Consider the following 26,851-nt stretch of genomic DNA (forward strand, 5'->3'; position numbering starts at 1 on the left):
CAACACGAAGGGCCCCGCACCTCTCGGTGCGGGGCCCTTGTGTTGCAGCTCAGCGAGCTACCAGGTCAAACCAACAATTACTTGTTGATCTTGGTGACCTGGCCGGCGCCCACGGTCCGGCCACCCTCACGGATGGCGAACTTCAGGCCCTCCTCCATGGCGACGGGCTGGATCAGCTCGACGGTCATGGAGGTGTTGTCGCCCGGCATGACCATCTCGGTGCCCTCGGGGAGGGTCACGACGCCGGTCACGTCCGTGGTACGGAAGTAGAACTGCGGGCGGTAGTTGTTGAAGAACGGGGTGTGACGGCCACCCTCGTCCTTCGACAGGATGTAGGCCTGGGCCTCGAACTCGGTGTGCGGCGTGACCGAACCGGGCTTGATGATGACCTGGCCGCGCTCGACATCCTCGCGCTTGATGCCACGGAGGAGCAGACCGACGTTCTCACCGGCCTGGCCCTCGTCGAGCAGCTTGCGGAACATCTCGATGCCGGTGACCGTGGTGGTGGTCTTCTCGGTCTTGATACCGACGATGTCGACGGTCTCGTTGACCTTGAGGACACCACGCTCGATACGACCGGTGACGACGGTGCCACGACCGGTGATCGTGAAGACGTCCTCGATCGGCATCAGGAACGGCTTGTCGACGTCACGCTCGGGCTGCGGGATCGCCTCGTCGACGGCGGCCATCAGGTTCAGGACCGACTGGCCCCACTCCTTGTCGCCCTCGAGCGCCTTGAGCGCCGAGACCTTGACGACCGGCAGGTCGTCGCCCGGGAACTCGTACTCGGAGAGGAGCTCACGAACCTCGAGCTCGACGAGCTCCAGGATCTCCTCGTCGTCCACCATGTCGGCCTTGTTCAGGGCGACGACGATGTACGGAACGCCGACCTGGCGGGCCAGGAGCACGTGCTCCTTGGTCTGCGGCATCGGGCCGTCGGTGGCCGCGACCACGAGGATGGCGCCGTCCATCTGCGCCGCACCCGTGATCATGTTCTTGATGTAGTCCGCGTGACCGGGGCAGTCGACGTGGGCGTAGTGACGCGACTCGGTCTGGTACTCGACGTGCGCGATGGAGATGGTGATACCGCGCTGGCGCTCCTCAGGAGCCTTGTCGATCTGGTCGAAGGCCGAGGCCTCGTTCAGGTCCGGGTACGCGTCGTGCAGCACCTTGGTAATGGCGGCCGTGAGGGTCGTCTTACCGTGGTCGATGTGACCGATGGTGCCGATGTTGACGTGCGGCTTAGTCCGCTCGAACTTCGCCTTCGCCACGGGGGTCCTCCTGGAGTGGTTCTGAACGCCTTGCTTCATCGGCGCCAGGTGATCTTTGCTGGAATGCCAGGCGCCGGGGCCCGATTCCTCGGGTTACGGGGATGAGCCCCGGCGACTGGGTCAAGCCTAAAGCGTGAACTCGGGAGAGTTACTCGCCCTTGGCCTTCGCGATGATCTCCTCGGCGACGTTCCGCGGAACCTCGGCGTAGGAGTCGAACTGCATCGAGTAGCTTGCGCGACCCGAGGTCTTGCTGCGGAGGTCTCCGACGTAGCCGAACATCTCCGAAAGGGGCACGAGGCCCTTCACGACGCGAGCGCCGCTGCGCTCCTCCATGGCCTGAATCTGACCACGGCGGGAGTTGATGTCGCCGATGACCTCACCCATGTAGTCCTCGGGCGTGACGACCTCAACGGCCATCATCGGCTCAAGGATGACGGGGGAAGCCTTGCGCGCGGCCTCCTTGAAGGCCTGCGAACCGGCGATCTTGAACGCGAGCTCGGAGGAGTCGACCTCGTGGTAGGCACCGTCGAGAAGGATGACGCGGACGCCAGTCATCTCGTAGCCGGCCAGGATGCCGAACTGCATGGCCTCCTGCGCACCGGCGTCGACCGAAGGGATGTACTCCTTCGGGATGCGGCCACCGGTGACCTTGTTCACGAACTCGTACGAGGCGTCGCCGCCCTCGATGGGCTCGATCGCGATCTGCACCTTGGCGAACTGACCGGTACCACCGGTCTGCTTCTTGTGGGTGTAGTCCACGCGCTCGACGGCCTTGCGGATCGTCTCGCGGTACGCGACCTGCGGCTTGCCGACGTTCGCCTCGACCTTGAACTCGCGACGCATACGGTCGACGAGGATGTCGAGGTGAAGCTCGCCCATACCACCGATGATGGTCTGGCCGGTCTCCTCGTCCGAGTGAACCTGGAAGGAGGGGTCCTCCTCCGCGAGACGCTGGATGGCAACACCCAGCTTCTCCTGGTCACCCTTGGACTTGGGCTCGATCGCGACCTGGATGACCGGCGCCGGGAAGTCCATGGACTCCAGGATGACCGGGTTCTTCTCGTCGCACAGCGTCTCACCGGTGGTGGTCTGCTTCAGGCCCATGACGGCGACGATGTCGCCGGCGCCCACCGAGTCGATCTCCTCACGCTTGTTCGCGTGCATGCGGTAGATCTTGCCGATGCGCTCCTTCTTGCCCTTGACGGAGTTCAGCACCGAGGTGCCGGCCTCCAGGCGACCGGAGTAGATCCGGACGAAGGTGAGCTTGCCGAGGTGCGGGTCGCTCGCGATCTTGAACGCGAGAGCCGACAGCGGCTCGTCCTCGGACGGCTTGCGCTTGACGACCTGCTCCGGGTCCTTCACGTCGTGGCCCTCGATGGCCTCGACGTCCAGGGGGGAGGGGAGGTACCGCACGACCGCGTCGAGCAGGGGCTGAACGCCCTTGTTCTTGAACGCGGTGCCACAGAAGACGGGGGTGATGGTCTTCTCGCCGCCACCCTTGCCGGAGGCGATGGTGATACGACGGATCGCGGCGTACAGCTGCTCCTCGGTGGGCTCCTGGCCCTCGAGGAAGAGCTCCATGATCTCTTCGTCGTTCTCCGCGACGGTCTCGACCAGCTTGCCGCGCCACTCTTCAGCGGCCTCGGTGTGCGAGGCGGGGATGTCGACGACGTCGTACATCTCGCCCTTGGTCGCTTCCGCGGACCAGACCAGGGCCTTCATGCGGACGAGGTCCACAACACCCTGGAAGTCCATCTCGGCACCGATGGGCAGCTGCATGACGATCGGGACGGCGCCGAGGCGGTCCACGATCATGTCGACGCAGCGGTGGAACTCGGCGCCGGTGCGGTCGAGCTTGTTGACGAAGCAGATGCGGGGCACGCCGTAACGGTCGGCCTGACGCCACACCGTCTCCGACTGCGGCTCCACACCGGCCACACCGTCGAACACCGTCACGGCGCCGTCGAGGACGCGGAGCGAACGCTCCACCTCGACGGTGAAGTCGACGTGACCCGGGGTGTCGATGATGTTGATGGTGTGGTCGACGTCCTCGAGCGGCCAGTGGCAGGTCGTCGCGGCGGACGTGATCGTGATGCCGCGCTCCTGCTCCTGCTCCATCCAGTCCATCGTGGCAGCGCCGTCGTGGACTTCACCGATCTTGTACGAAACGCCGGTGTAGAACAGGATCCGCTCAGTGGTGGTCGTCTTACCCGCGTCGATGTGGGCCATGATGCCGATGTTGCGCACCTTGGCCAGGTCAAGCGAAGTGGTAGCCATAAGGCTTCAGTCTTCTCTCGGTCTCGATGTGGGGTGCGACTACCAGCGGTAGTGCGCGAAGGCCTTGTTGGACTCGGCCATCTTGTGCGTGTCCTCGCGCTTCTTGACCGAAGCACCGAGGCCGTTGGAGGCGTCGAGGAGCTCGTTCATGAGGCGCTCGGTCATGGTCTTCTCGCGACGGGCGCGGGAGTAACCCACGAGCCAGCGGAGCGCGAGGGTGGAGGCGCGACCGGGCTTGACCTCGATCGGAACCTGGTAGGTGGCGCCACCGACACGGCGGGACTTGACCTCGAGGGACGGCTTCACGTTCTCGAGGGCGCGCTTCAGCGTGATGACCGGGTCGTTGCCGGTCTTCTCGCGGAGGCCTTCCATGGCGCCGTAGACGATGCGCTCGGCGGTGGAGCGCTTGCCGTCCAGCAGGATCTTGTTGATCAGCGAGGTGACAAGAGGAGAGCTGTAGACCGGGTCGATGATGACCGGGCGCTTCGGGGCGGGGCCCTTACGAGGCATTCTTACTTCTCCTTCTTGGCGCCGTAGCGGCTGCGAGCCTGCTTACGGTTCTTGACGCCCTGCGTGTCGAGGGAACCGCGGATGATCTTGTAACGAACACCCGGCAGGTCCTTCACACGGCCACCACGCACGAGCACGATGGAGTGCTCCTGCAGGTTGTGACCCTCACCCGGGATGTAGGCCGTGACCTCGATGCCGGAGGTCAGACGCACACGCGCGACCTTACGGAGGGCCGAGTTCGGCTTCTTCGGGGTGGTCGTGAACACACGCGTGCAGACGCCACGACGCTGAGGGGAACCCTCGAGTGCGGGCGTCTTGTTCTTCTCGACCTTGTCCTGCCGGCCCTTCCGGACCAGCTGCTGGATCGTAGGCACTACTTCTCCGGTTTCTGTGTGCCGTCGGTGAAACTAACCTGGAACATCGCCGACCCACGCGGTCGGGTGTGTCGAATACTGCGATCGTCCGCCGCACGGCGGAAAAGGCGCAGATTGCGGTGGCCGTTAACGAACTCGCCATGCGGTTGAGGACACGCACACGAGCCCAGGCACACCCCAGGCACAAGGTCTGAGCGTACCTATCGCATGGACTCCGGTCAAAACAAATGCCCACGCACCCCGGAGCCCGGCCGACCTCGGGGAACGCGGGGCGGGGTCGGGTTCCGGTTCGGGGTCGGAGTCTGGGTCCATTTCCGGGTCGGTTCCGGTTCGGGGTCGGGGGCTGTTTCAGGGTCCGTTTCCGGTCCGTTTCCGGGTCAGGGTCCGGCCCGGAGTCACACGAACGGAGGAGCCGGGGTGGCGTCACCCCGGCTTCTCTGGACGCCCCGCGGCGGAGGCCCGTCGACGGGCCCCGCTCAGTCCCGCGTGGCACGCCTGCCGTCACCCGGCCTCGCTCCTGCCCGACACCGGCCCGTGGCGGCCCCGCCGCCGCGCGTGTGGGCCTCTCCCCGTCCATCCTCTTCCCCGCCTCGCCCAGTACGCGGAGGCGCCTGCCGAGGGCTACTGCTGCCGGCCTGGCTGCGCAGCTCCCCGGGAGGTGCCGATGACCGAGTCTGAACAGCACGACCCGGTGACCGTCGCCGTCGAGCTGGAACGGCTGCGCGGCACCCTGGAGGCGGGCTTCGCCCGGGTCGACGGCTCGCTCGCGCTGCTCGTGCAGCGCAGCGACCAGACCGACAAGCAGCTCGCCGACATGGAGACCCGGCTGGACGCCCTGGAGCGCGCCCGCTGGCCCCTGGCCAGCATCGCCGCGCTCACGGCGAGCGCGGGTCTGATGCTCGCCGTCTGGGAACTGGCGGGCCGCTGACAACGCCGAAGGGCGGCCACCCCGTACGCAACGGGGTGACCGCCCTTCGGTCGATCAAGCGACTCGCTTACTGGTTGTACGGACCGTAGTCGTAGTCCTCCAGCGGAACGGCCTGGCCGGAGCCGGTGCCGAACGGCGAGTAGTCGATGTCGTCGTAGCCGACGGCCGAGTACATCGCGGCCTTGGCCTCCTCGGTCGGCTCGACCCGGATGTTGCGGTAGCGGGACAGACCCGTACCGGCCGGGATGAGCTTACCGATGATGACGTTCTCCTTGAGGCCGATCAGGGAGTCCGACTTGGCGTTGATCGCCGCGTCGGTCAGAACCCTGGTCGTCTCCTGGAAGGACGCCGCCGACAGCCACGACTCGGTGGCGAGCGAGGCCTTGGTGATACCCATCAGCTGCGGACGGCCGGAGGCGGGGTGACCGCCCTCGGTGACCACACGACGGTTCTCGGTCTCGAACTTCGAGCGCTCGACGAGCTCGCCCGGCAGCAGCTCCGCGTCACCGGACTCGATGATCGTCACACGGCGCAGCATCTGCCGGATGATGATCTCGATGTGCTTGTCGTGGATCGACACGCCCTGCGAGTTGTAGACCTTCTGGACCTCGCCGACCAGGTGGACCTGGACCGCGCGCTGACCGAGGATCCGCAGCACGTCGTGCGGGTTGGTGGCACCCACGGTGAGCTTCTGGCCCACCTCGACGTGGTCGCCCTCGCCCACCAGCAGACGGGCACGCTTCGAGATCGGGAACGCCGTCTCGTCGCTGCCGTCGTCCGGGGTGACGACGATCTTCTTGGTCTTCTCGGTCTCCTCGATACGGACGCGGCCGGCCGCCTCCGAGATCGGGGCGACACCCTTGGGCTGACGGGCCTCGAAGAGCTCGACGACACGGGGCAGACCCTGGGTGATGTCGTCACCGGCCACACCACCGGTGTGGAAGGTACGCATCGTCAGCTGGGTACCGGGCTCACCGATGGACTGGGCGGCGATGATGCCGACGGCCTCACCGATGTCGACCAGCTTGCCGGTGGCCAGCGAACGGCCGTAGCAGAAGGCACAGGTGCCGACCGCGGACTCACAGGTCAGGACCGAACGGGTCTTGACCTCCTCGACGCCCGCGTTGACCAGGGCGTCGATGAGCACGTCACCCAGGTCGACGTTGGCCGGCGCGATGACCTTGCCGTCCACGACGACGTCCTCGGCGAGCATCCGCGCGTACACGGAGGTCTCGACGTCGTCCGTCTTCCGCAGGCGGCCGTCGGCCCCCTTCTCGGCGATCCGCAGCTTCAGACCGCGCTCGGTGCCACAGTCCTCCTCGCGGATGATCACGTCCTGCGAGACGTCCACCAGACGACGGGTCAGGTAACCCGAGTCGGCGGTACGCAGGGCGGTGTCGGCCAGACCCTTACGGGCACCGTGCGTCGAGATGAAGTACTCGAGGACGGAGAGACCCTCACGGAAGGACGCCTTGATGGGACGCGGAATCGTCTCGTTCTTGGCGTTCGACACCAGACCACGCATACCGGCGATCTGCCGCATCTGCATCATGTTTCCTCGGGCACCCGAGTCAACCATCATGAAGATGGGGTTCGTCTTGGGGAAGTTCTCGTTCATGGCCTCGGCAACCTCGTTGGTCGCCTTGGTCCAGATCGCGATGAGCTCCTGAGTGCGCTCTTCCTTGGTGATGAGACCGCGCTCGTACTGCTTCTGGACCTTCTCGTCCTGCGCCTCGTAGCCCTTGACGATCTCCTTCTTCGCCTCGGGAACGACGACGTCGGAGATGGCCACGGTGACACCGGAACGGGTCGCCCAGTAGAAGCCCGCCGCCTTCAGGTTGTCGAGCGTCGCCGCCACGATGACCTTGGGGTAGCGCTCGGCGAGGTCGTTGACGATCTCGGAGAGCTGCTTCTTGCCGACGGAGTAGTCGACGAACGGGTAGTCCTCGGGCAGCAGCTCGTTGAAGAGCGCGCGGCCCAGGGAGGTCCGCAGACGGAACGAGTCACCCTGCTGCCACTGCGGCTCGCCCTCCTCGGCGACCGGGGGAACCCAGCCGCGCGGGGGAACGGTGCCGATCGGGAAGCGGATGTCGATCTGCGACTGCAGCGCGAGCTCGCCGGCGTCGAACGCCATGATCGCCTCGGCCGTGGAGCCGAACGCGCGGCCCTCGCCCTTGGTGTCACGGAGCTCACCGTCGGTGGTCAGGAAGAACAGACCGAGGACCATGTCCTGGGTCGGCATCGTGACCGGACGGCCGTCGGCCGGCTTGAGGATGTTGTTCGAGGACAGCATCAGGATGCGGGCCTCGGCCTGCGCCTCCGCGGAGAGCGGCAGGTGCACGGCCATCTGGTCACCGTCGAAGTCCGCGTTGAACGCGGTGCAGACGAGCGGGTGGATCTGGATGGCCTTGCCCTCGACCAGCTGCGGCTCGAAGGCCTGGATGCCGAGGCGGTGCAGCGTGGGCGCACGGTTAAGGAGAACCGGGTGCTCGGCGATGACCTCTTCGAGGACGTCGTACACGACCGTGCGGCCGCGCTCGACCATCCGCTTGGCGCTCTTGATGTTCTGCGCGTGGTTCAGGTCGACCAGGCGCTTCATCACGAACGGCTTGAAGAGCTCCAGCGCCATGGCCTTGGGCAGACCGCACTGGTGCAGCTTCAGCTGCGGACCGACGACGATGACGGAACGCGCGGAGTAGTCCACACGCTTGCCGAGCAGGTTCTGACGGAATCGACCCTGCTTGCCCTTCAGCATGTCGCTGAGGGACTTCAGCGGACGGTTGCCGGGGCCCGTGACCGGGCGACCACGACGGCCGTTGTCGAAGAGGGCGTCGACCGCCTCCTGGAGCATCCGCTTCTCGTTGTTCACGATGATCTCGGGGGCACCGAGGTCGAGCAGACGCTTCAGACGGTTGTTGCGGTTGATCACGCGGCGGTACAGGTCGTTCAGGTCGGAGGTCGCGAAGCGGCCACCGTCCAGCTGCACCATCGGACGCAGGTCCGGCGGGATCACCGGCACGCAGTCGAGAACCATGCCCTTGGGGCTGTTCGCGGTCTGCAGGAACGCGGAGACGACCTTGAGGCGCTTGAGCGCACGGGTCTTCTTCTGGCCCTTGCCGGTACGGATGATCTCGCGGAGGCGCTCGGCCTCCTCCTCGAGGTCGAAGGACTCCAGGCGCTTCTGCAGAGCAGCCGCACCCATCGAGCCGTCGAAGTACGTGCCGAAGCGGTCACGCAGCTCGCGGTAGAGGAGCTCGTCGCCCTCCAGGTCCTGGACCTTGAGGTTCTTGAAGCGGTTCCAGACCTCGTCGAGGCGGTCGATCTCGCGCTGCGCACGGTCGCGCAGCTGCTTCATCTCACGCTCGGCGCCCTCGCGCACCTTGCGGCGCACGTCGGCCTTGGCACCCTCGGCCTCGAGCTCGGCCAGGTCGGTCTCGAGCTTCTTGGCGCGGGCCTCCAGGTCGGAGTCGCGACGGTTCTCGATCTGCTGACGCTCGACGGAGACGTGCGCCTCCAGCGACGGGAGGTCGCGGGTGCGACGCTCGTCGTCGACGAACGTGATCATGTACGCGGCGAAGTAGATGACCTTCTCGAGGTCCTTCGGCGCGAGGTCCAGCAGGTAGCCGAGGCGCGACGGGACGCCCTTGAAGTACCAGATGTGGGTGACGGGAGCGGCGAGCTCGATGTGGCCCATCCGCTCACGGCGCACCTTGGCACGGGTGACCTCGACGCCACACCGCTCACAGATGATGCCCTTGAAGCGGACACGCTTGTACTTGCCGCAGTAGCACTCCCAGTCCCGGGTCGGACCGAAGATCTTCTCGCAGAAGAGTCCGTCCTTCTCGGGCTTGAGCGTGCGGTAGTTGATGGTCTCCGGCTTCTTGACCTCGCCGTGGCTCCACTGACGGATGTCGTCAGCGGTGGCCAGACCGATCCGGAGCTCGTCGAAGAAGTTGACGTCGAGCACTATGCGTCAATCCCTCTCAGGGTTGTAAGTCTTAGGGGTCTGATACGGGGGTCCTGGGGCCGGCCGGGGAGCCATTGCTGGCTCCCCCGCCGAACTCCCGTCAGACCTCTTCGACGCTGCTCGGCTCGCGCCGGGACAGGTCGATACCGAGCTCCTCCGCAGCGCGGAAGACGTCCTCGTCGGTGTCGCGCATCTCGATGGACATGCCGTCCGAGGACAGCACCTCCACGTTGAGGCACAGGGACTGCATCTCCTTGATGAGCACCTTGAAGGACTCGGGGATGCCGGGCTCAGGGATGTTCTCGCCCTTGACGATGGCCTCGTAGACCTTCACGCGGCCGGTGACGTCGTCGGACTTGATCGTCAGCAGCTCCTGGAGGGCGTACGCGGCGCCATAAGCCTCAAGCGCCCACACCTCCATCTCACCGAAGCGCTGGCCACCGAACTGGGCCTTACCACCCAGCGGCTGCTGGGTGATCATCGAGTACGGACCGGTCGAACGGGCGTGCAGCTTGTCGTCGACCAGGTGGTGCAGCTTGAGGATGTACATGTACCCGACCGAGATCGGGTCCGGGAACGGCTCGCCGGAGCGGCCGTCGAACAGACGCGCCTTGCCGGTCGGGAGGACCATCCGGTCCCCGTCGCGGTTCGGGATGGTGTGCTGGAGCAGGCCGGCCAGCTCGTCCTCACGCGCACCGTCGAAGACGGGGGTGGCGACGTTGGTACCGGGCTCCACCTTGTCGGCGCCGATCGCCTGGAGGCGCTGCGCCCACTCGTCCGCGAGACCGGAGACGTCCCAGCCGCGGCTGGCGAGCCAGCCGAGGTGGATCTCCAGGACCTGTCCCGGGTTCATTCGGGACGGGACACCCAGCGGGTTGAGGATGATGTCGACCGGAGTTCCGTCCTCGAGGAACGGCATGTCCTCGATCGGCAGGATCTTGGAGATGACACCCTTGTTGCCGTGACGACCGGCGAGCTTGTCACCGTCGGTGATCTTGCGCTTCTGGGCGACGTAGACGCGGACCAGCTGGTTCACGCCCGGGGGAAGCTCGTCGCCCTCCTCGCGGTCGAAGACGCGGACGCCGATGACCTTGCCGGTCTCGCCGTGCGGCACCTTCAGCGAGGTGTCACGGACCTCACGGGCCTTCTCACCGAAGATCGCGCGGAGCAGGCGCTCCTCCGGGGTCAGCTCGGTCTCACCCTTGGGCGTGACCTTGCCGACGAGGATGTCGCCGGCGACGACCTCGGCACCGATACGGATGATGCCGCGCTCGTCGAGGTCGGCGAGGACCTCCTCGGAGACGTTCGGGATGTCCCGGGTGATCTCCTCCGGGCCGAGCTTGGTGTCACGGGCGTCGACCTCGTGCTCCTCGATGTGGATCGAGGAGAGGACGTCGTCCTGCACGAGGCGCTGCGACAGGATGATCGCGTCCTCGTAGTTGTGACCCTCCCACGGCATGAACGCGACCAGCAGGTTCTTGCCGAGCGCCATCTCACCGTTCTCGGTGGCCGGACCGTCGGCGAGGACCTGGCCCTCGACGACCCGGTCGCCCTCGGAGACGACGACCTTCTGGTTGACCGAGGTGCCCTGGTTCGAGCGGGAGAACTTGGCGATGCGGTACGTGGTGTACGTGCCGTCGTCGTTGGTGACGGTGATGTAGTCGGCCGAGACCTCCTGGATCACACCGTCCTTCTCCGCCTTGATGACGTCGCCGGCGTCGGTGGCACAGCGGTACTCCATGCCGGTACCGACGAGCGGGGCCTCGGACTTAATCAGCGGCACCGCCTGACGCATCATGTTCGCGCCCATGAGGGCACGGTTGGCGTCGTCGTGCTCGAGGAAGGGGATCATGGCCGTCGCGACCGACACCATCTGGCGCGGCGAGACGTCCATGTAGTCGACCTCGGTCGGCGGGACGTAGTCGACCTCGCCACCACGGCGGCGGACCAGGACGCGCGGCTCGGTGAAGCGCAGCTCGTCGCTCAGGGTCGCGTTCGCCTGGGCGATGACGTAACGGTCTTCCTCGTCGGCCGTGATGTAGTCGACCTCGTCGGTGACCTGACCGTCGACGACCTTGCGGTACGGCGTCTCGATGAAGCCGAACGCGTTGACGCGGCCGTACGAGGCGAGCGAACCGATCAGACCGATGTTCGGGCCTTCGGGGGTCTCGATCGGGCACATGCGTCCGTAGTGGGACGGGTGCACGTCTCGGACCTCGAAGCCGGCCCGCTCACGGGACAGACCACCGGGACCCAGCGCCGAGAGACGACGCTTGTGCGTCAGACCCGACAGCGGGTTGTTCTGGTCCATGAACTGCGACAGCTGGCTGGTGCCGAAGAACTCCTTGATGGAGGCGACGACCGGCCGGATGTTGATCAGGGTCTGCGGCGTGATCGCCTCGACGTCCTGGGTGGTCATGCGCTCACGCACGACGCGCTCCATACGAGCCAGACCCGTACGGACCTGGTTCTGGATGAGCTCGCCGACGTTGCGCAGACGACGGTTGCCGAAGTGGTCGATGTCGTCGGTCTCGACGACGATCTCCCGGCCGGACTCGCCGATCGTCTCGGTCTCGCCCGCGTGGAGCTTCACGAGGTACTTGATCGTGGCGATGACGTCGTCGGTGGTCAGGACACCGGCGTCCAGCGGCTCGTCCGCGCCGAGCTTCTTGTTCACCTTGTAGCGGCCGACCTTCGCGAGGTCGTAGCGCTTCGGGTTGAAGTAGAGGTTCTCGAGCAGCGTCTGAGCGGCCTCGCGGGTCGGCGGCTCGCCCGGACGCAGCTTGCGGTAGATGTCGAGCAGCGCGTCGTCCTGGCCCTGGGTGTGGTCCTTCTCCAGGGTGGCGCGCATGGACTCGTACTCGCCGAACTCCTGCAGGATCTGCTCGGTGGTCCAGCCGAGAGCCTTCAGAAGGACGGTGACGGACTGCTTGCGCTTGCGGTCGATGCGGACACCGACCATGTCGCGCTTGTCGATCTCCATCTCCAGCCAGGCACCCCGGGACGGGATGATCTTGGCCGAGAAGATGTCCTTGTCGGACGTCTTGTCGATCGAGGAGTCGAAGTAGACGCCCGGGGAACGGACAAGCTGCGAGACGACGACACGCTCGGTGCCGTTGATGACGAAGGTGCCCTTGTTCGTCATGAGCGGGAAGTCGCCCATGAAGACCGTCTGGGACTTGATCTCGCCGGTCTCGTTGTTGGTGAACTCGGCGGTGACGAAGAGCGGGGCGCCGTACGTGAAGTCACGGTCCTTGCACTCGTCGATCGAGTTCTTCGGGGGCTCGAAGCGGTGGTCGCGGAAGGTCAGCGACATCGACCCGGAGAAGTCCTCGATCGGAGAGATCTCCTCGAAGATCTCTTCCAGACCCGACTTCCTGGGGACGTCCTGTCCCGACTCGAGAGCTGCCTCGACGCGAGCCTTCCAGGCGGCGTTACCGAGCAGCCAGTCAAAGCTCTCGGTCTGCAGCGCGAGGAGGTTCGGAACCTCGAGGGGCTCCTTGATCTTTGCAAAGGAGATGCGCAGCGGGGCGGTGCTGGCGCCGTTGTTCGTATTGGTCGAGGCGTTGCGCGAGGCGGCCAAGAGGGGGTCCTTCCGAGGGCTCGGACTCACTACGCGCGTACCGGTTCCAAGCGGTGCACGGAGACGGATGTTCCTGGAATGAGCCGAAAGGCCAGGTCAGGTCGGTCCGGTCCACGTGCTCGTGCGAGGGGATGCCCCTGGTGACGGGCAGGGGGCAGCTAACAGGCAGCGCAAAGGGTCAGTGTAGCCACTTGGCTCACTGATGTCCAGGGCGAGTAATTCGCAACCCTCGTTGTTCTCAACTCCGCGGTACCTCGCGCCGTGCGGCGCACCTCGATACTGCCCGTTCCGCCGTCGATCCATGCCTCGGATACGGATCGTTGTGACGACGCGTCCTGAGAATTGCGCGCTGCGTGCGGTTCGTCAAGGCCCCCCGGCGGGCGGGGCGCACGGCGAAGATCACCATACTCCGCTCCCCACGGCTCGCAAGCCCGTCGCCACGCCCGGTCCGGGGAACGCCGAAGGGCGACCACCCGGATGGGTGATCGCCCTTCGAAGGCGCCTGAGGGGCGCCTGAGCGAGTCAGGAGACCCGCAGGGTGTTACTTGACCTCGACGGAGGCGCCGGCGGCCTTGAGGGACTCGGCAGCCTTCTCCGCGGCCTCCTTGGCGACCTTCTCGAGGACCGGCTTCGGGGTGCCGTCGACGAGGTCCTTGGCCTCCTTCAGGCCGAGGGAGGTCAGCTCACGCACGACCTTGATGACCTGGATCTTCTTCTCGCCGGCGCCGGTGAGGATGACGTCGAACTCGTCCTGCTCGGCCTCGGCCTCGGCCGGGGCACCGGCAGCGGCGGGGCCGGCGACGGCGACGGCCGCGGCGGCGGTGACGTCGAACTTCTCCTCGAAGGCCTTGACGAACTCGGAGAGCTCGATGAGGGTCATCTCCTCGAACTGGGCGAGGAGGTCGTCCTGAGAGAGCTTCGCCATGATGGGCGATCCTTCCACTAAATCGGCAGGTGCCGGGTGTATTGAGAGGCGGGCGTACATTCGGCCCGCTGCGACCCGCGCACGTCGGTGACGCGGATCAATGCGCGAGCCGAGTTACTCGGCACCGCCCTGCTCTTCGAGCTTGACGCGAAGCGCCTCCGCGGTGCGGACGAACTTCGACGGCAGCGCCTGGAAGAGGGAGGCAGCCTGAGACTGCTTGCCCTTGAAGGCACCGGCCAGCTTGGAGAGCAGAACCTCGCGGGACTCGAGGTCCGCAAGCTTCTTGATCTCATCGGCGGACAGCGCCTTACCATCAAGGACACCGCCCTTGATGATGAGGTTCGGGTTGTCCTTGGCGAAGTCACGAAGACCCTTCGCCGACTCCACCGGGTCACCGGTGATGAAGGCAGCGCCCGTCGGACCGGTGAACTGGTCGTCGAGCGAGGTGATCCCGGCCTCGTTGGCCGCAATCTTGGTCAGCGTGTTCTTCACCACGGCGTACTGGGCGTTCTCACCGAGCGAACGGCGCAGCGTCTTGAGCTGAGCCACGGTGAGACCCCGGTACTCGGTCAGCACAACGGCGCTCGAGCTCTGGAACTTGTCCTTGAGCTCGGCTACCGCGGCAGCCTTGTCGGGCCTTGCCATAGAGCGTCGGCCTCCTTCCGGGTGATGAGGACCGCTCGGAAGGTGCTGAACAAAACAAAACGCCCCGGCGCAGGCGCACGGGGCTGAGCTCAACCGATCGAAAACGATCCGGGAACTTTCCACGATCACCTGCGCGGGTCGCTCGCATCTCAGCGAATCCTTCGGCCACCGCGCCCCTTACGAGAGCACGGCAACGACCAGCGGTCTTTGGCTTCTGGAGAACCATACGTGAACACGTACGAGTCAAGCAAATCGGGCCCCGCTCCTCCGGAGAGGTGCGGGGCCCGAGGCGCTTCAGAGCCGGCCCAGAGGGCCTTCAGACGGCTCAGCCCGGTCAGACAGCTGCCGGGTCCTCCTCGACGAGGAGGTTGCGGGTGCGGTTGGAGTCCAGCGGGATGCCGGGGCCCATCGTCGTCGTCAGGGTCGCCTTCTTGATGTAACGGCCCTTGGCGGCGGACGGCTTCAGACGGAGGATCTCCTCCAGAGCCGCGGCGTAGTTCTCGACCAGCTTCGTCTCGTCGAAGGAGACCTTGCCGATGATGAAGTGCAGGTTCGAGTGCTTGTCGACGCGGAACTCGATCTTGCCGCCCTTGATGTCGTTGACAGCCTTGACGACATCGGGGGTGACAGTGCCGGTCTTGGGGTTCGGCATGAGACCACGCGGGCCGAGGACACGGCCGAGGCGGCCGACCTTGCCCATGAGGTCCGGGGTGGCCACAACGGCGTCGAACTCGTTCAGGCGGTTGCCCTTGGAGATCTCGTCGATGAGCTCGTCGGAGCCGACGATGTCGGCGCCCGCGGCGATCGCGGCCTCGGCACGGTCACCGGTCGCGAAGACCAGGACCCGGGCGGTCTTACCGGTGCCGTGCGGGAGGTTCACGGTGCCACGGACCATCTGGTCGGCCTTGCGCGGGTCGACACCCAGGCGGAAGGCGACCTCGACGGTTCCGTCGAACTTGGTGGCGGCGGTGTCCTTGGCGATACGGACGGCCTCGAGGGGGGCGTAGTTCCGCTCCCGGTCGATCTTGGCGTCCGCGGCGCGGAGTGCCTTGCTGCGCTTCACTGCTTCTCCTGTGCAGTTACACCATGCGGCTGTCGCCGCGTGGCAGGTGTGGAGTCGTGGTGCGGACCAGCGCTGGTCCTACCACAGAGGTCACAAGGGGGCTGATCAGCCCTCGACCGTGATGCCCATGGAGCGGGCGGTGCCGGCGATGATCTTCGACGCGGCGTCCAGGTCGTTGGCGTTCAGGTCGGGCAGCTTGACCGTGGCGATCTCGCGGACCTGGGCGGCCGTGAGCTTGGCGACCTTGGTCTTGTGCGGCTCGCCAGAGCCCTTGTCCACACCTGCGGCCTTGAGGATCAGCTTGGCGGCCGGCGGAGTCTTGGTGATGAAGGTGAAGGAACGGTCCTCGTAGACCGTGATCTCCACCGGCACGACCATGCCACGCTGCGACTCGGTCGCGGCGTTGTAGGCCTTGCAGAACTCCATGATGTTGACGCCGTGCTGACCGAGCGCGGGGCCGACCGGCGGGGCCGGGTTGGCCGCACCGGCGTTGATCTGGAGCTTGATAAGCCCCGTGACCTTCTTCTTCTTGGGAGGCATTGCTCTCTCCGGGTCCTAGTGAGAGTGTTCAGCCCGCCATCCGGTCATCCGGATGGAGGCATACCGCACCACGATAACGGGTATAGGCGTGCGGCTAAAAACCGAGCAGGTCAGAGCGGCTGCGAGAGCCACTCTGACCTGGTCGGAAACCTATGACCGGTGAGGGTCAGTTCTTCTGGATCTGGTCGAAGCTGAGCTCGACCGGAGTCTCGCGGCCGAAGATCTCGACGAGGCCCTTGACCTTCTTCGAGTCGGCGTTGATCTCGTTGATCGTGGCCTGCAGGGTGGCGAAGGGACCATCGGTGACGGTGACCGAGTCGCCGACCTCGAAGTCCAGGACCTGGACCTCGACCTTGCGGGCCGGAGCCGGCTTGCCCTCGGCCTCGGCGGCCTCGCGGGCGGCCTTCTCCTCGGCCTCCGGGGCGAGCATCTTGACGATCTCGTCCAGGGTGAGCGGGTACGGGTCGTAGGCGTTGCCCACGAAGCCGGTGACGCCGGGGGTGTTGCGGACGACGCCCCAGGACTCGTTCGTCAGATCCATGCGGACGAGAACGTAACCGGGCAGCTTGTTCTGCCGGACGTTCTTGCGCTCGCCGTTCTTGATCTGGACGATCTCTTCCTCGGGGACCTCGGCCTGGTAGATGAACTCCTCGACGTTCAGCGAGACGGCACGCTGCTCGAGGTTGGCCTTCACGCGCTTCTCGTAGCCCGCGTAGGTGTGGATCACGTACCACTCGCCGGGCAGGCCGCGGAGCTCGTCGCGCAGGGCCTGGATCGGGTCGACCGGAGCGGCGGGCTCCTCGTCGGCCTCCTCGGCCTCGGCCTCCGCGTCGGTGTCCTCGACCTCGGTGTCCTCGTCGGACTCGTCCTCGACGTCCTCGACATCCTCTTCGGAGTCGGACGCGTCGTCCTCGTCCTCGTCGGACTCGTCGTCGATGTTCATGGCGGCCTCTTCGGCCGCCTCGCCCGCAGCGGCGTCAGCAGCCTCAGCCTGGTCCTCGTCGGCCGCCTCGACGATGTCGAGCTCGTCCTCAACGGACTCGACAGAATCGACGGCGTCGTTCAGGTTCGGGTCAGACACGGTGGCTGCTTCTTCCTGGATACAAATGGGGTGGAACAAGAAGTCAGCCGAAGACGTACTTGACTGCTTCCTGGAAGCCATAGTCAATCACGGTCACCAGACCGATCATGATGACAACGAAGACAATCACTACCGTGGTGTACGTCGTCAGCTGGCTACGAGTGGGCCAGACGACCTTGCGGAGCTCCGCGACGATCTGGCGGTAGAAGAGCGCGAGGCGGCCCAGAGGGCCCTTCTTCCCGCGCTTGCCGCCCTTACGGGCCTTCTTCTTCGAGTCCGGAGCCTCGTCCTCGGCATCAGGCATGTCGATGGAGCCCACGGCGTCCGTCACGCTTCTCACCTGATCCCGGGTCATGGCAGTGCCGTGCCGGGTGGATCCGCACGGCGGTGCATTGAAGTACGTACATGCGCACACATCCTGGCGGTGTGTGTAGCAGGGCCGGAGGGACTTGAACCCCCAACCGCTGGTTTTGGAGACCAGTGCTCTACCAATTGAGCTACGACCCTTTGTGGCTCCCCCAACCTACCGCATCGTGAGATGTGGTCGGTGCGGGCCAACGAGCAGTGAGTGTACGTGTTCATGAGCGCTGCGTCGAACAGAAAGCACGTCGGAGCCCCGCCGACCCCTCAGGACCACCCCCGCGGGGGCCTCCCGGGACCCTCGTACGACCAGGAATGACCGTTCCTGTCCGCTCCCTGAAACCTGTGTGCCGCGGCTGGAGGCGGTCTGGGACGATGGGCCGCATGAGCGCTGCAACCCCTCCGACCGAGCGCCGGGTCTCCGCCCGCATCGGTGCGATCTCCGAGTCCGCGACCCTCGCCGTCGACGCCAAGGCCAAGGCCCTCAAGGCCGCCGGGCGTCCGGTGATCGGCTTCGGCGCGGGTGAGCCCGACTTCCCGACGCCCGACTACATCGTCGAAGCCGCCGTCGAGGCGTGCAAGAACCCGAAGTACCACCGCTACACGCCTGCCGGCGGTCTGCCCGAGCTGAAGGCCGCGATCGCCGCCAAGACGCTGCGCGACTCCGGCTACGAGATCGACGCCTCTCAGGTCCTGGTGACCAACGGCGGCAAGCAGGCCATCTACGAGGCGTTCGCCGCGATCCTCGACCCGGGTGACGAGGTCATCGTCCCGGCCCCGTACTGGACGACCTACCCCGAGTCGATCCGTCTCGCCGGCGGTGTCCCGGTCGAGGTCGTCGCTGACGAGACCAGCGGCTACCGCGTCTCCGTCGAGCAGCTGGAGGCCGCGCGCACGGAGCGGACCAAGGTCGTCCTCTTCGTCTCCCCGTCCAACCCGACCGGCGCCGTCTACAGCGAGGCCGAGACCGAGGCCATCGGGCGCTGGGCCGTTGAGCACGGCCTGTGGGTGCTGACCGACGAGATCTACGAGCACCTGGTCTACGGCGGCGCGGCCGCCGTCTCCCTCCCGGCGGTCATGCCGGCGCTGCGCGACAAGTGCATCGTCGTCAACGGTGTCGCCAAGACGTACGCGATGACCGGCTGGCGCGTGGGGTGGATCATCGGCCCGAAGGACGTGGTGAAGGCCGCGACCAACCTGCAGTCGCACGCCACCTCCAATGTGAGCAACGTGGCCCAGGTCGCCGCGCTTGCCGCCGTCACGGGCAACCTGGACGCGGTCGCCGAGATGGGGCGCGCCTTCGACCGTCGGCGCCAGACGATCGTGCGGATGCTCAACGAGATCGAGGGCGTCCTGTGCCCGACGCCGGAGGGCGCGTTCTACGTGTACCCGTCGGTGAAGGGGCTGCTCGGCAAGGAGATCCGCGGCAAGCGCCCGAAGACCTCGGTCGAGCTGGCCGCGCTGATCCTTGACGAGGCCGAGGTCGCGGTCGTTCCGGGCGAGGCCTTCGGCACCCCCGGCTACCTGCGTCTTTCGTACGCGCTGGGTGACGAGGATCTGGTGGAGGGCGTGTCCCGGATCCAGAAGCTGCTCGCGGAGGCGCGCGCCTGACCTCCGCACAGGAGTGGGTTCGGCGGGCCCCTGGTTCTTCGGAGCCGGGGGCCCGTTCTTGCGTTCTAGCGAGGTCCCGATCGGGGAAAGGGGCTGTGCTCGTCCGTTCGGTTGCGGCAAGATCCCTGGATGCTGGCCTTTTCAGAGGGACACCCCCCGAACCCCCCGGACGTTTCACGCGACATCGGCCTGCTGCCCAAGGCCCACCTGCATCTGCACTTCACCGGGTCGATGCGCCCGACGACGTTGATCGAGCTGGCCGACAAGTACGGCGTCCATCTCCCCGAGGCGCTGAGCAGCGGCACACCGCCCAAGCTGCGGGCGACCGACGAGCGCGGCTGGTTCCGGTTCCAGCGGCTGTACGACATCGCCCGTTCCTGCCTGCGGGAGCCCGAGGACATTCGGCGCCTGGTCCGCGAGGCGGCGGAGGAGGACGTGCGGGACGGCTCGGGGTGGCTGGAGATCCAGGTCGATCCGACCTCGTACGCCCCGCTGCTCGGCGGCCTGATCCCGGCGATGGAGATCATTCTGGACGCCGTCGACGAGGCCGCGCGCGAGACCGGGCTCGGGATGCGGGTCCTGGTGGCCGCGAACCGGATGAAGCACCCCCTGGAGGCGCGCACGCTGGCGCGGCTCGCGGTGCGGTACGCGGACCGGGGGGTGGTCGGTTTCGGTCTCTCCAACGACGAGCGCCGGGGCATGGCCCGCGATTTCGACCGCGCCTTCGCCATCGCCCGCGAGGGCGGCCTGCTCGCGGCGCCGCACGGTGGCGAGCTGACGGGTCCCTCGTCGGTACGGGACTGCCTGGACGACCTGCGGGCGGCGCGGGTCGGTCACGGGGTGCGGGCGGCGGAGGATCCCCGGGTGCTGCGCAGGCTCGCGGAGAAGGGCGTGACCTGCGAGGTCTGCCCGGCCTCCAATGTGGCCCTGGGGGTGTACGAGAAGCACGAGGACGTGCCGCTGCGGACGCTCTTCGAGGCGGGGGTGCCGATGGCGCTGGGCGCGGACGACCCGCTGCTCTTCGGGTCGCGGCTGGCCGCCCAGTACGAGATCGCCCGTAGGTACCACGGCTTCACGGACGCCGAGCTGGCCGAGCTGGCCCGGCAGTCGGTGCGGGGTTCGGCGGCGCCGGAGGACATCAGGCGGAAGCTGCTGTCCGGGATCGACGACTGGCTGGCGAGCCCGGGCGTCTGAAGCGGTGCAGGGGCGGGTGGGCCTGGAAGCCGATGTCGATCTCGGTCCGGTCCCACCACTGCCCCACGGGCTCCAGGTACGGGGTGAGGGAAGCGATCAGGGCGTCGTGGCCCTGGCGGGCGCGCTTCTCCAGCGGTCCGAAGCCGGCCGCGGTCTCGAAGGCGGTGGCGGCGGCGGAGAAGACGTCGCGGCCGCCGAAGAGGAAGAGCGTGCGGGCGTGGACGGCCGGGCGCAGCCATTCGCTCGCCCGCCAGTGGCGCCGCTCCCACTCCTCGTGCCAGGCGGCCGCGTGGGCGGCGGTGCGCGCCTCGTCGGTGCGGACGGTCAGCGGGGTGCCGGTGCGCAGCCGGGCCCGCAGTCGGGGCCAGGCGGAGGGGCGCAGGCCGGGTGAGCGGTGGGCGAGGACGAGGTCGACCGGCACTCCGGGCGCGTAGGCGCGGGGGAGGCTGTCGCGGAGCGGCACATGGACGATCGTGTGCCGGGAGAAGGCGGCGAAGGAGAACAGCGCGGCCAGGCGGGACAGCCCGTCGTGGTCGCCGAGGAGGTAGCCCCAGCGGTCGCCGAGCGGGTCGTTGAGCGTGGTGTGCCGCAGGGGCTGCCGGGGCTGGACGATCCGGTAGGTGTGCGGTCCCGTGCGGGGCCTGAACTCGCGGGCCTTCAGAAGCATGCCGGTCAGCGTGACGGTGCCCCGGTGGCCGCCGCGACATCATTTCCGTACGGCGATCCCGGCCATCAGGGTGCGGGCGAGCGAGGCGGCGAAGGTGTCGACGTCCTGGGGCGGCTCCTTGCCGACCTTCGCGTCGTAGGCGAAGGCCCGCTGGGCGCAGGCGCCGAGCAGCAGGGACGCAGCGGCGAAGGTGTCGGCGCCGGGGTGGAGGCGGCCTGCCGCCTGTTCGGCGCGGAGATAGGCGTCGAGGCTCTCCAGGAGGCGGTGCGGGCCGGCGTCGAGCCGGCGCAGCGCCGCGTCGTGGCGGGCCTTGAGCCGGGTCTCGGCGAAGAGCGAGGCGGCGATCGGGAAGCTCTCGGCGTAGAACAGGGCGGCTCGGCGGGCGATCTCGGTGAGGTTCTCCTCCACCGTCCGCTCGCCCGGGTCGGCGGCCAGCGTGTCGAGCAGCGGTGCCAGCCGCGGGAGGCGTTCGCTCAGGACGGCGACGAAGAGCTCCTCCTTGCCCGCGAAGTACTTGTAGAGGGCGGCCTCCGAGCAGCCGGCGCCCCGGGCGATCTCCTTGGTGGTCGTGCGGGCGAGACCCACCGTGGTCCACAGCGCGTGCGCCGCGTCGAGGATCCGCTCCCGCGTGGGCTTCTTCTCCATGCCTGCTCCCGAACCGCTTGACGAGGGGGCGAGTACACACTCACTCTAGGGGTGAGTGAACACTTACCCACCCCAGGAGGGTGCGACATGAAGCTCACCGTCTTCGGCGCGACCGGCGGCATCGGACAGGAGATCGTCCATCAGGCCCTGAGGGACGGCCACGAGGTCACGGCGGTGGTACGGGATCCGGCCAGGTTCACCGTCGCCGGCGAGCGCCTGGAGGTCTACCGGGCGGACCTCACGGACCCCGAGGCGCTGCGCGGGGCGGTCGCGGGCAGGGACGCCGTGCTGTCCGGTCTGGGCGTCCGCAGGCGCGCGGACGCCGGCATCGCCGCGCGGCTGACCCGCTCGGTCCTCGCCGCGATGGACGCGGAGGGCGTCCGCCGGCTCCTGGTCGTCAGCGCGGCCCCGGTCGGTCCGGTCCCGGACGGCCAGACCGTCCTCGACAAGGCGGTGCTCGCGGTCATCAACTCCGTCCTGAAGGACATCTACGACGACCTGCGGGTGATGGAGGGCGAGCTGGCGGCCAGCGCCACGGACTGGACGTCCGTGCGCCCGCCCAAGCTGACGAACAAGCCGGTCACCGGCCGCTACCGCTCGGTCGTCGGCGGCAACCCCGGCCGGGGCCGTTCCCTCGCCCGCGCCGACGTGGCGCACGCGATGCTGGCGATGATCAAGGACCCGGCGACGGTGAAGCAGGGCGTGGGCGTCGCGTACTGAGGCACCGGGCCGGCCCCGCTCGGCCCCTCAGAGGCTGACGCCGACCGTCACCGGCTCGTTCTCGAGCGTGATCCCGAAGGCGTCCCGCACCCCCGCGACGACCTCGCGGGCGAGCGCGAGGAGATCCTCGGTGGTGGCCTCGCCCCGGTTGGTGAGGGCGAGAGTGTGCTTGGTGGAGATACGGGCGGGGCCGGAGCCGTACCCCTTGGTGAAGCCGGCCTTGTCGATCAGCCAGGCCGCCGAGGTCTTGGTGAAACCGTCGCCGACGGGGAAGGCGGGTGCCTTCGCGTCGGGACCGAGACGCTCGGCCACGCGCGCGTGGAAGGCGGCGAACTCCTCGTTCGTGAGGATCGGGTTGGTGAAGAACGACCCGGCCGACCAGGTGTCGTGGTCCTCCGGGTCGAGCACCATGCCCTTACCCGCGCGCAGCTTCAGGACGGTCTCGCGGAGGGTGGCGAGCGGGACCCGGTCGCCGACCTCGACGCCAAGGGCCCGGGCCGTCTCCGCGTACGCGATCGGCATGCTCAGGCCGCCGGCGTCCGCCAGCTGGAAGCGGACCCGGAGCACGACGTAGTCGTCCGGCAGCCGCTTGAAGAGACTGTGGCGGTACGAGAAGTCGCACTGTTCGTTCGTGAGCGTGACCACCCGGTGGTCGACCGTGTCGTACGCGACCACCTCGGTGATCGTGGACGAGACGTCCTGGCCGTACGCCCCCACGTTCTGGATGGGCGTCGCCCCCGCGGAGCCGGGGATCCCCGCCAGGCACTCGATGCCCGCGAGGCCCGCGTCGACGGTGCGCTCCACGGCGTCGGTCCACACCTCGCCGGCCGCCAGCTCCAGCCGCGTGCCGTCGAGCTCGAAGCCCTTGGTGGCGATGCGCAGGGCGGTGCCCGCGAAGCCCTTGTCGCTGATGACCAGGTTGCTGCCGCCGCCGATGATCAGCAGCGGGGTGGCCGTCAGATCGGCGTCGCGAACCGCCTGGATCACCTCGTCGTCGGTGGTGGCCGTGACGAGCCGGGTCGCGGGGCCGCCGAGCCGGAAGGTGGTCAGGGGGGCGAGGGGGGCGTCGTGGAGTTCCTGCACGGGCTCAAGAGTACGGGGACGGCCCCGCCGATCATGGCGGGGCCGTCCCCGGTGTGGTGGGGCGGGGAAGCTCCCGGAGCGCGCGGGGGCTCCTCGCGCCGGGGCGCTCACGGAGTGCGCCGGGGTGGTCGCTGCGTGGCGCTCACGGGGTGCGTCGGGGTGGTGGCTGTGGGGCGTTCACGGAGTGCGGCGGGTTCTCGTGCGGCGGCGCTCACGGAGTGCGCCGGGTTCTCGTGCGGCGGCGCTACGGAAGTGCGTCGGGTTCTCGTGCGGCGGCGCTCACGGAGTGCGCCGGGTTCTCGTGCGGCGGCGCTCACGGAGTGCGCCGGGGTTCTCGGGCGGGGGCGCTCACGGAGTGCGTCGGGGTGGTGGCTGCGGGGCGTTCACGCGGCGACCAGGTCCCTCTTCTCCGCCTCGGCGGTCTGCTCACGGGGCGCCCCGCGCCCCGGGATGAGCAGGGAGGCGACCGCTCCGAGGGCCACCATCCCGTCCAGCCGTCGATGGGCCCGGGATCAGCCCGTAGACGATCCCGAAGAGGCCGCCGCTGGCGAGCAGGGTGCCGGCGAGATCGAGCCGGGCGCCGGTGCCGTACGACTCGGCGAGACGGAGCCGGGCGAGGGGCAGCAGGGCCAGGCCGAGCGGAACGTTCAGCCAGAAGATCCACTGCCAGGAGACGTGCTCGGTGAGGCTGCCGCCGATGAGGGGCCCCGAGGCGACGGCGAGTCCGTTGACGGCGCCCCATATGCCGTAGACCATGCCGCGCTTGGCCGCCGGGACGCTCAATCACCAACTTGGCAACCCGTCCGGGCGGGGCGGCCACTCAAGGCGGCCGCCCCTCAACCGTTACGCGAGCGCCACCACGGCCCGGGACATGCCCAGGACCTTCTGACCGGCCGAGACGGCCGTCAGGTCCACCCGGACCCGGTTGTCGTCCAGCTTGGCCGCGACCTTGGCGCTGACCTCGATCAGGGCGCCGGTCTCGTCGTTCGGCACGATCACCGGCTTGGTGAAGCGCACGCCGTACTCGACGACGGCCGCCGGGTCACCCACCCAGTCCGTCACCACACGGACGGCCTCGGCCATGGTGAACATGCCGTGGGCGATGACGTCCGGCAGGCCGACCTCCACCGCGAACTTCTCGTTCCAGTGGATCGGGTTGAAGTCGCCGGAGGCACCTGCGTACCGCACCAGCGTGGCGCGCGTCACGGGGAAGGACTGCGCCGGCAGCTCCGTGCCGACCTCGACCTCGTCGTAAGCGATCTTCGCAGCCATGGCTCAGGCCTCCTCGGGCGCGCGGGACACGAGCTTGGTCCAGGCGGTCACGACGTGCTCGCCGCTCTCGTCGTGCACCTCGCCGCGGATGTCCAGGATGTCGTTCCCCGCCAGCGACTTGATCGCCTCGATGGTCGAGGTGACCGAGAGCCGGTCACCCGCCCGCACGGGACGGGTGTACGCGAACTTCTGGTCACCGTGCACCACGCGGCTGTAGTCCAGGCCCAGCTGGGGGTCCTCGATGACCTGCCCCGCGGCCTGGAAAGTGATGGCGAACACAAAAGTCGGCGGAGCGATCACATCGGGGTGACCGAGCGCCTTCGCCGCTTCCTGATCGACATAAGCGGGATTCGCGTCACCCACCGCTTCGGCGAACTCGCGGATCTTCTCGCGGCCGACCTCGTACGGCGCGGTGGGCGGATAGGTCCGGCCCACGAAGGACTGGTCGAGCGCCATGGACTCGATACCTCCTGGAATGTGTGGAACAAACGACACGAGGCCGCCCCCGGTGTGGGGACGGCCTCGTGTACGAGCCTGATTAACGCGTCTCGCGGTGCGCGGTGTGCGAGTTGCAGCGAGGGCAGTGCTTCTTCATCTCAAGACGGTCCGGGTTGTTACGCCGGTTCTTCTTGGTGATGTAGTTCCGCTCCTTGCACTCCACGCAGGCCAGCGTGATCTTCGGGCGGACGTCGGTGGCAGCCACGTGAGTGCTCCTTGGACGGACGATGGACGGATGAACGCATAAAAGAGTAGCCGATCGAAGGACCGACCCCACAATCGGCTACCGTGTGTAGCGGTGACCGGACTTGAACCGGTGACACAGCGATTATGAGCCGCTTGCTCTACCGACTGAGCTACACCGCTTTGATGATCGGGTTCCCGCCCGAAGGCGGGTTCCTTCTCACCAGAGCCCCAATACGGAATCGAACCGTAGACCTTCTCCTTACCATGGAGACGCTCTACCGACTGAGCTATTGGGGCGAGCGATGAAGACATTACACGGTCCTCCGCCGATCGCCCAAATCCGTTTCGGGGCCCGTCCTACCGCCCGCGCGCATGAGGACGTCCCTCCCGTCCCGTACGCCACTCGTGGCCTGATCGGTACGACTATTGCGCTCCTCCCCGAAGGGTGGCCGGAGCGCCCCTAGGCTCGGCCCCACGCTGCGTGATCTTGATCGTGAGGAGCCTTGGGAGCCCGATGTCAGCCGACAGCAAGCAGCCCCAGCCGCCCGACGACTGGGCCGCCGCCACCGCCGACTCCACCTCGCTCCTGCTCTCCAACGCCCGGCTCACCGACGGCCGGACGGTCGACGTCCGGCTCGGCGGCGGCCGGATCGAGGCCGTCGGGACGGCCGGCAGCCTCACCGCCGTCGGCGCCCGCGTCGACCTCGCCGGGTACCTGCTCCTCCCCGCCGCCGCCGAGGCGCACGCCCACGCCGACACCGCGCTCAGCGCCGACTCCCCCGGCCCCGTCTCGTACGCCCCCGACGAGGTGCAGCGCCGGGCGACCGAGGCCGCGCTGCTGCAGCTCGGCCACGGCGCCACCGCGCTGCGCGCCCACGTGCGCATCGGGGGCCTGCACGGCCTCGGCCCGCTCGAAGCCGTCCTCCAGGCCCGCCGTTCGCTGCGCGGCCTGACCGATCTCACGACGGTCGCCGTGCCGCGGCTGCTCACCGGCGCGGCGGGCGCGGACGGGCTCGCGATGCTGCGCGACGCGGTGAAGATGGGCGCGAGCGTGGTGGGCGGCTGCCCGGACCTCGACCCGGACCCCACCGGGTACGTGGAGGCCGTCCTCGACCTGGCGGCCGAGCACGGCTGCCCCGTCGATCTGCACACGGACGGTGACGACCCGGCGCGGCTCGCCCGCCTGGCCGCCATGGCGGGCGGACTGCGGCCGGGGGTGACGATCGGCCCCTGCGCGGGGCTGGCCCGGCTGCCCTCGGACGCGGCACGGCGGGCCGCCGACCAACTGGCGGCGGCGGGAGTCACGGTGGTCTGCGTGCCGCAGGGCGGCGGCTGGCTCTTTTACACATCTCCCAGCCCACCCGACACAAAGGCGACTCGCGTGTCGTCTTTTGCTCTTAAAAAAAAAAAAGAAAGGTATGACAACACAACAACTCAGAGATGGATGACA

The 26,851-nt window shown here is 67.7% G+C and carries 22 protein-coding genes, 3 tRNA genes and 2 pseudogenes; 5 read left to right on the forward strand and 22 right to left on the reverse strand.

The window, feature by feature from the left end:
• Positions 1 to 77: 77 nt before the first annotated feature.
• The 4 genes from tuf to rpsL form a co-directional block, all read right to left on the reverse strand.
• Positions 78 to 1,271, reverse strand: coding sequence for an elongation factor Tu (gene tuf / locus J7E93_RS15970; RefSeq protein WP_215069822.1), 1,194 nt, complete (start codon positions 1,269 to 1,271; stop codon positions 78 to 80).
• 148 nt (positions 1,272 to 1,419) lie between these two features.
• A complete protein-coding gene (fusA, locus tag J7E93_RS15975; protein ID WP_215069823.1) occupies positions 1,420 to 3,549 on the reverse strand; it encodes an elongation factor G in 2,130 nt (709 codons plus the stop codon).
• A 39-nt stretch (positions 3,550 to 3,588) separates the two neighbouring features.
• Entirely contained in the window at positions 3,589 to 4,059 is a 471-nt protein-coding gene (gene rpsG / locus J7E93_RS15980; RefSeq protein WP_003966970.1) for a 30S ribosomal protein S7, read from the reverse strand.
• Between the two features lie 2 nt (positions 4,060 to 4,061).
• Positions 4,062 to 4,433, reverse strand: a complete 372-nt coding sequence (gene rpsL / locus J7E93_RS15985) for a 30S ribosomal protein S12 (RefSeq protein WP_003948652.1) — start codon at positions 4,431 to 4,433, stop codon at positions 4,062 to 4,064.
• Positions 4,434 to 5,097: 664 nt separating this feature from the next.
• Here rpsL and J7E93_RS15990 point away from each other — a divergent pair.
• A complete protein-coding gene (locus J7E93_RS15990; protein WP_215069824.1) occupies positions 5,098 to 5,361 on the forward strand; it encodes a hypothetical protein in 264 nt (87 codons plus the stop codon).
• Positions 5,362 to 5,428: 67 nt separating this feature from the next.
• Here the strand turns inward: J7E93_RS15990 and J7E93_RS15995 are convergent, their stop codons facing one another.
• The 9 genes from J7E93_RS15995 to J7E93_RS16035 all read right to left on the reverse strand — a co-directional run bounded on the left by J7E93_RS15995 (position 5,429) and on the right by J7E93_RS16035 (position 17,672).
• Positions 5,429 to 9,328 carry a DNA-directed RNA polymerase subunit beta' gene (locus tag J7E93_RS15995; RefSeq protein ID WP_215069825.1) on the reverse strand — a complete coding sequence of 1,300 codons (3,900 nt, stop codon included), beginning with the start codon at positions 9,326 to 9,328 and terminating at the stop codon, positions 5,429 to 5,431.
• Positions 9,329 to 9,428: 100 nt separating this feature from the next.
• Positions 9,429 to 12,911, reverse strand: coding sequence for a DNA-directed RNA polymerase subunit beta (gene rpoB / locus J7E93_RS16000; protein ID WP_215069826.1), 3,483 nt, complete (start codon positions 12,909 to 12,911; stop codon positions 9,429 to 9,431).
• A gap of 541 nt (positions 12,912 to 13,452) precedes the next feature.
• Positions 13,453 to 13,836 (reverse strand): 50S ribosomal protein L7/L12, encoded by a 384-nt coding sequence (gene rplL, locus J7E93_RS16005; protein ID WP_215069827.1) that lies wholly within the window; start codon positions 13,834 to 13,836, stop codon positions 13,453 to 13,455.
• 114 nt (positions 13,837 to 13,950) lie between these two features.
• Entirely contained in the window at positions 13,951 to 14,481 is a 531-nt protein-coding gene (gene rplJ, locus J7E93_RS16010; RefSeq protein ID WP_215069828.1) for a 50S ribosomal protein L10, read from the reverse strand.
• 334 nt (positions 14,482 to 14,815) lie between these two features.
• Positions 14,816 to 15,544, reverse strand: coding sequence for a 50S ribosomal protein L1 (gene rplA / locus J7E93_RS16015; protein WP_215069829.1), 729 nt, complete (start codon positions 15,542 to 15,544; stop codon positions 14,816 to 14,818).
• A 105-nt stretch (positions 15,545 to 15,649) separates the two neighbouring features.
• The gene (gene rplK / locus J7E93_RS16020) at positions 15,650 to 16,084 is read right to left on the reverse strand and encodes a 50S ribosomal protein L11 (protein WP_030318720.1); all 435 of its coding nucleotides are present in this window, start codon (positions 16,082 to 16,084) and stop codon (positions 15,650 to 15,652) included.
• Between the two features lie 166 nt (positions 16,085 to 16,250).
• Complete coding sequence (gene nusG / locus J7E93_RS16025) at positions 16,251 to 17,165, reverse strand: transcription termination/antitermination protein NusG (RefSeq protein ID WP_215069830.1); 915 nt, start codon at positions 17,163 to 17,165, stop codon at positions 16,251 to 16,253.
• Positions 17,166 to 17,208: 43 nt separating this feature from the next.
• The gene (secE, locus tag J7E93_RS16030; RefSeq protein ID WP_137993978.1) at positions 17,209 to 17,496 is read right to left on the reverse strand and encodes a preprotein translocase subunit SecE; all 288 of its coding nucleotides are present in this window, start codon (positions 17,494 to 17,496) and stop codon (positions 17,209 to 17,211) included.
• Between the two features lie 103 nt (positions 17,497 to 17,599).
• A tRNA-Trp gene (locus J7E93_RS16035) sits at positions 17,600 to 17,672 on the reverse strand.
• A gap of 237 nt (positions 17,673 to 17,909) precedes the next feature.
• Between J7E93_RS16035 and J7E93_RS16040 the strand changes: the two genes are divergently transcribed.
• Positions 17,910 to 19,136 (forward strand): pyridoxal phosphate-dependent aminotransferase, encoded by a 1,227-nt coding sequence (locus J7E93_RS16040; RefSeq protein ID WP_215069831.1) that lies wholly within the window; start codon positions 17,910 to 17,912, stop codon positions 19,134 to 19,136.
• 129 nt (positions 19,137 to 19,265) lie between these two features.
• Positions 19,266 to 20,330: an adenosine deaminase gene (locus J7E93_RS16045; RefSeq protein WP_215069832.1), complete on the forward strand. Its 1,065-nt coding sequence runs from the start codon at positions 19,266 to 19,268 to the stop codon at positions 20,328 to 20,330.
• Here J7E93_RS16045 and J7E93_RS16050 read toward each other — a convergent pair.
• On the reverse strand, positions 20,275 to 20,997 hold the full coding sequence (locus J7E93_RS16050) for a hypothetical protein (RefSeq protein WP_215069833.1): 723 nt from the start codon (positions 20,995 to 20,997) through the stop codon (positions 20,275 to 20,277). The two genes, J7E93_RS16045 and J7E93_RS16050, sit on opposite strands and share 56 nt — an antisense overlap.
• A gap of 39 nt (positions 20,998 to 21,036) precedes the next feature.
• Positions 21,037 to 21,642, reverse strand: a complete 606-nt coding sequence (locus tag J7E93_RS16055) for a TetR/AcrR family transcriptional regulator (protein WP_215069834.1) — start codon at positions 21,640 to 21,642, stop codon at positions 21,037 to 21,039.
• Between the two features lie 87 nt (positions 21,643 to 21,729).
• Between J7E93_RS16055 and J7E93_RS16060 the strand changes: the two genes are divergently transcribed.
• The gene (locus tag J7E93_RS16060; protein ID WP_215069835.1) at positions 21,730 to 22,362 is read left to right on the forward strand and encodes an NAD(P)-dependent oxidoreductase; all 633 of its coding nucleotides are present in this window, start codon (positions 21,730 to 21,732) and stop codon (positions 22,360 to 22,362) included.
• A gap of 27 nt (positions 22,363 to 22,389) precedes the next feature.
• Here J7E93_RS16060 and J7E93_RS16065 read toward each other — a convergent pair whose 3' ends face one another.
• From J7E93_RS16065 to J7E93_RS16095, 7 genes and pseudogenes are all read right to left on the reverse strand, one after another.
• Complete coding sequence (locus J7E93_RS16065) at positions 22,390 to 23,445, reverse strand: UDP-N-acetylmuramate dehydrogenase (RefSeq protein ID WP_215069836.1); 1,056 nt, start codon at positions 23,443 to 23,445, stop codon at positions 22,390 to 22,392.
• A gap of 487 nt (positions 23,446 to 23,932) precedes the next feature.
• Positions 23,933 to 24,225, reverse strand: a pseudogene (locus tag J7E93_RS16070) (MFS transporter); the annotation flags it as partial.
• Between the two features lie 63 nt (positions 24,226 to 24,288).
• Positions 24,289 to 24,717, reverse strand: coding sequence for a MaoC family dehydratase (locus J7E93_RS16075; protein ID WP_215069837.1), 429 nt, complete (start codon positions 24,715 to 24,717; stop codon positions 24,289 to 24,291).
• 3 nt (positions 24,718 to 24,720) lie between these two features.
• Positions 24,721 to 25,173, reverse strand: a complete 453-nt coding sequence (locus J7E93_RS16080) for a MaoC family dehydratase N-terminal domain-containing protein (protein WP_215069844.1) — start codon at positions 25,171 to 25,173, stop codon at positions 24,721 to 24,723.
• Positions 25,174 to 25,255: 82 nt separating this feature from the next.
• Entirely contained in the window at positions 25,256 to 25,420 is a 165-nt protein-coding gene (rpmG, locus tag J7E93_RS16085; RefSeq protein WP_003956487.1) for a 50S ribosomal protein L33, read from the reverse strand.
• An 88-nt stretch (positions 25,421 to 25,508) separates the two neighbouring features.
• Positions 25,509 to 25,581 (reverse strand) — tRNA-Met (locus J7E93_RS16090).
• Between the two features lie 44 nt (positions 25,582 to 25,625).
• Positions 25,626 to 25,698 (reverse strand) — tRNA-Thr (locus tag J7E93_RS16095).
• A 217-nt stretch (positions 25,699 to 25,915) separates the two neighbouring features.
• On the opposite strand from J7E93_RS16095, the pseudogene J7E93_RS16100 reads away from it, so the two are divergent.
• Positions 25,916 to 26,851: pseudogene (locus tag J7E93_RS16100) on the forward strand (hypothetical protein); the annotation flags it as partial.

It is taken from the genome of Streptomyces sp. ISL-36 (assembly GCF_018614205.1).
Classification (GTDB): Bacteria; Actinomycetota; Actinomycetes; order Streptomycetales; family Streptomycetaceae; genus Streptomyces.

Bases quoted from the DNA above. Each gene is read 5' to 3' on its own strand.
- fusA (WP_215069823.1), bottom strand. From the start codon at position 3,549: ATGGCTACCACTTCGCTTGACCTGGCCAAGGTGCGCAACATCGGCATC.
- rpsG (WP_003966970.1), bottom strand. From the start codon at position 4,059: ATGCCTCGTAAGGGCCCCGCCCCGAAGCGCCCGGTCATCATCGACCCG.
- J7E93_RS15990 (WP_215069824.1), top strand. From the start codon at position 5,098: ATGACCGAGTCTGAACAGCACGACCCGGTGACCGTCGCCGTCGAGCTG.
- rplL (WP_215069827.1), bottom strand. From the start codon at position 13,836: ATGGCGAAGCTCTCTCAGGACGACCTCCTCGCCCAGTTCGAGGAGATG.
- rplJ (WP_215069828.1), bottom strand. From the start codon at position 14,481: ATGGCAAGGCCCGACAAGGCTGCCGCGGTAGCCGAGCTCAAGGACAAG.
- rplK (WP_030318720.1), bottom strand. From the start codon at position 16,084: ATGCCTCCCAAGAAGAAGAAGGTCACGGGGCTTATCAAGCTCCAGATC.
- J7E93_RS16040 (WP_215069831.1), top strand. From the start codon at position 17,910: ATGAGCGCTGCAACCCCTCCGACCGAGCGCCGGGTCTCCGCCCGCATC.
- J7E93_RS16045 (WP_215069832.1), top strand. From the start codon at position 19,266: ATGCTGGCCTTTTCAGAGGGACACCCCCCGAACCCCCCGGACGTTTCA.
- J7E93_RS16050 (WP_215069833.1), bottom strand. From the start codon at position 20,997: ATGCTTCTGAAGGCCCGCGAGTTCAGGCCCCGCACGGGACCGCACACC.
- J7E93_RS16055 (WP_215069834.1), bottom strand. From the start codon at position 21,642: ATGGAGAAGAAGCCCACGCGGGAGCGGATCCTCGACGCGGCGCACGCG.
- J7E93_RS16060 (WP_215069835.1), top strand. From the start codon at position 21,730: ATGAAGCTCACCGTCTTCGGCGCGACCGGCGGCATCGGACAGGAGATC.
- J7E93_RS16075 (WP_215069837.1), bottom strand. From the start codon at position 24,717: ATGGCTGCGAAGATCGCTTACGACGAGGTCGAGGTCGGCACGGAGCTG.
- J7E93_RS16080 (WP_215069844.1), bottom strand. From the start codon at position 25,173: ATGGCGCTCGACCAGTCCTTCGTGGGCCGGACCTATCCGCCCACCGCG.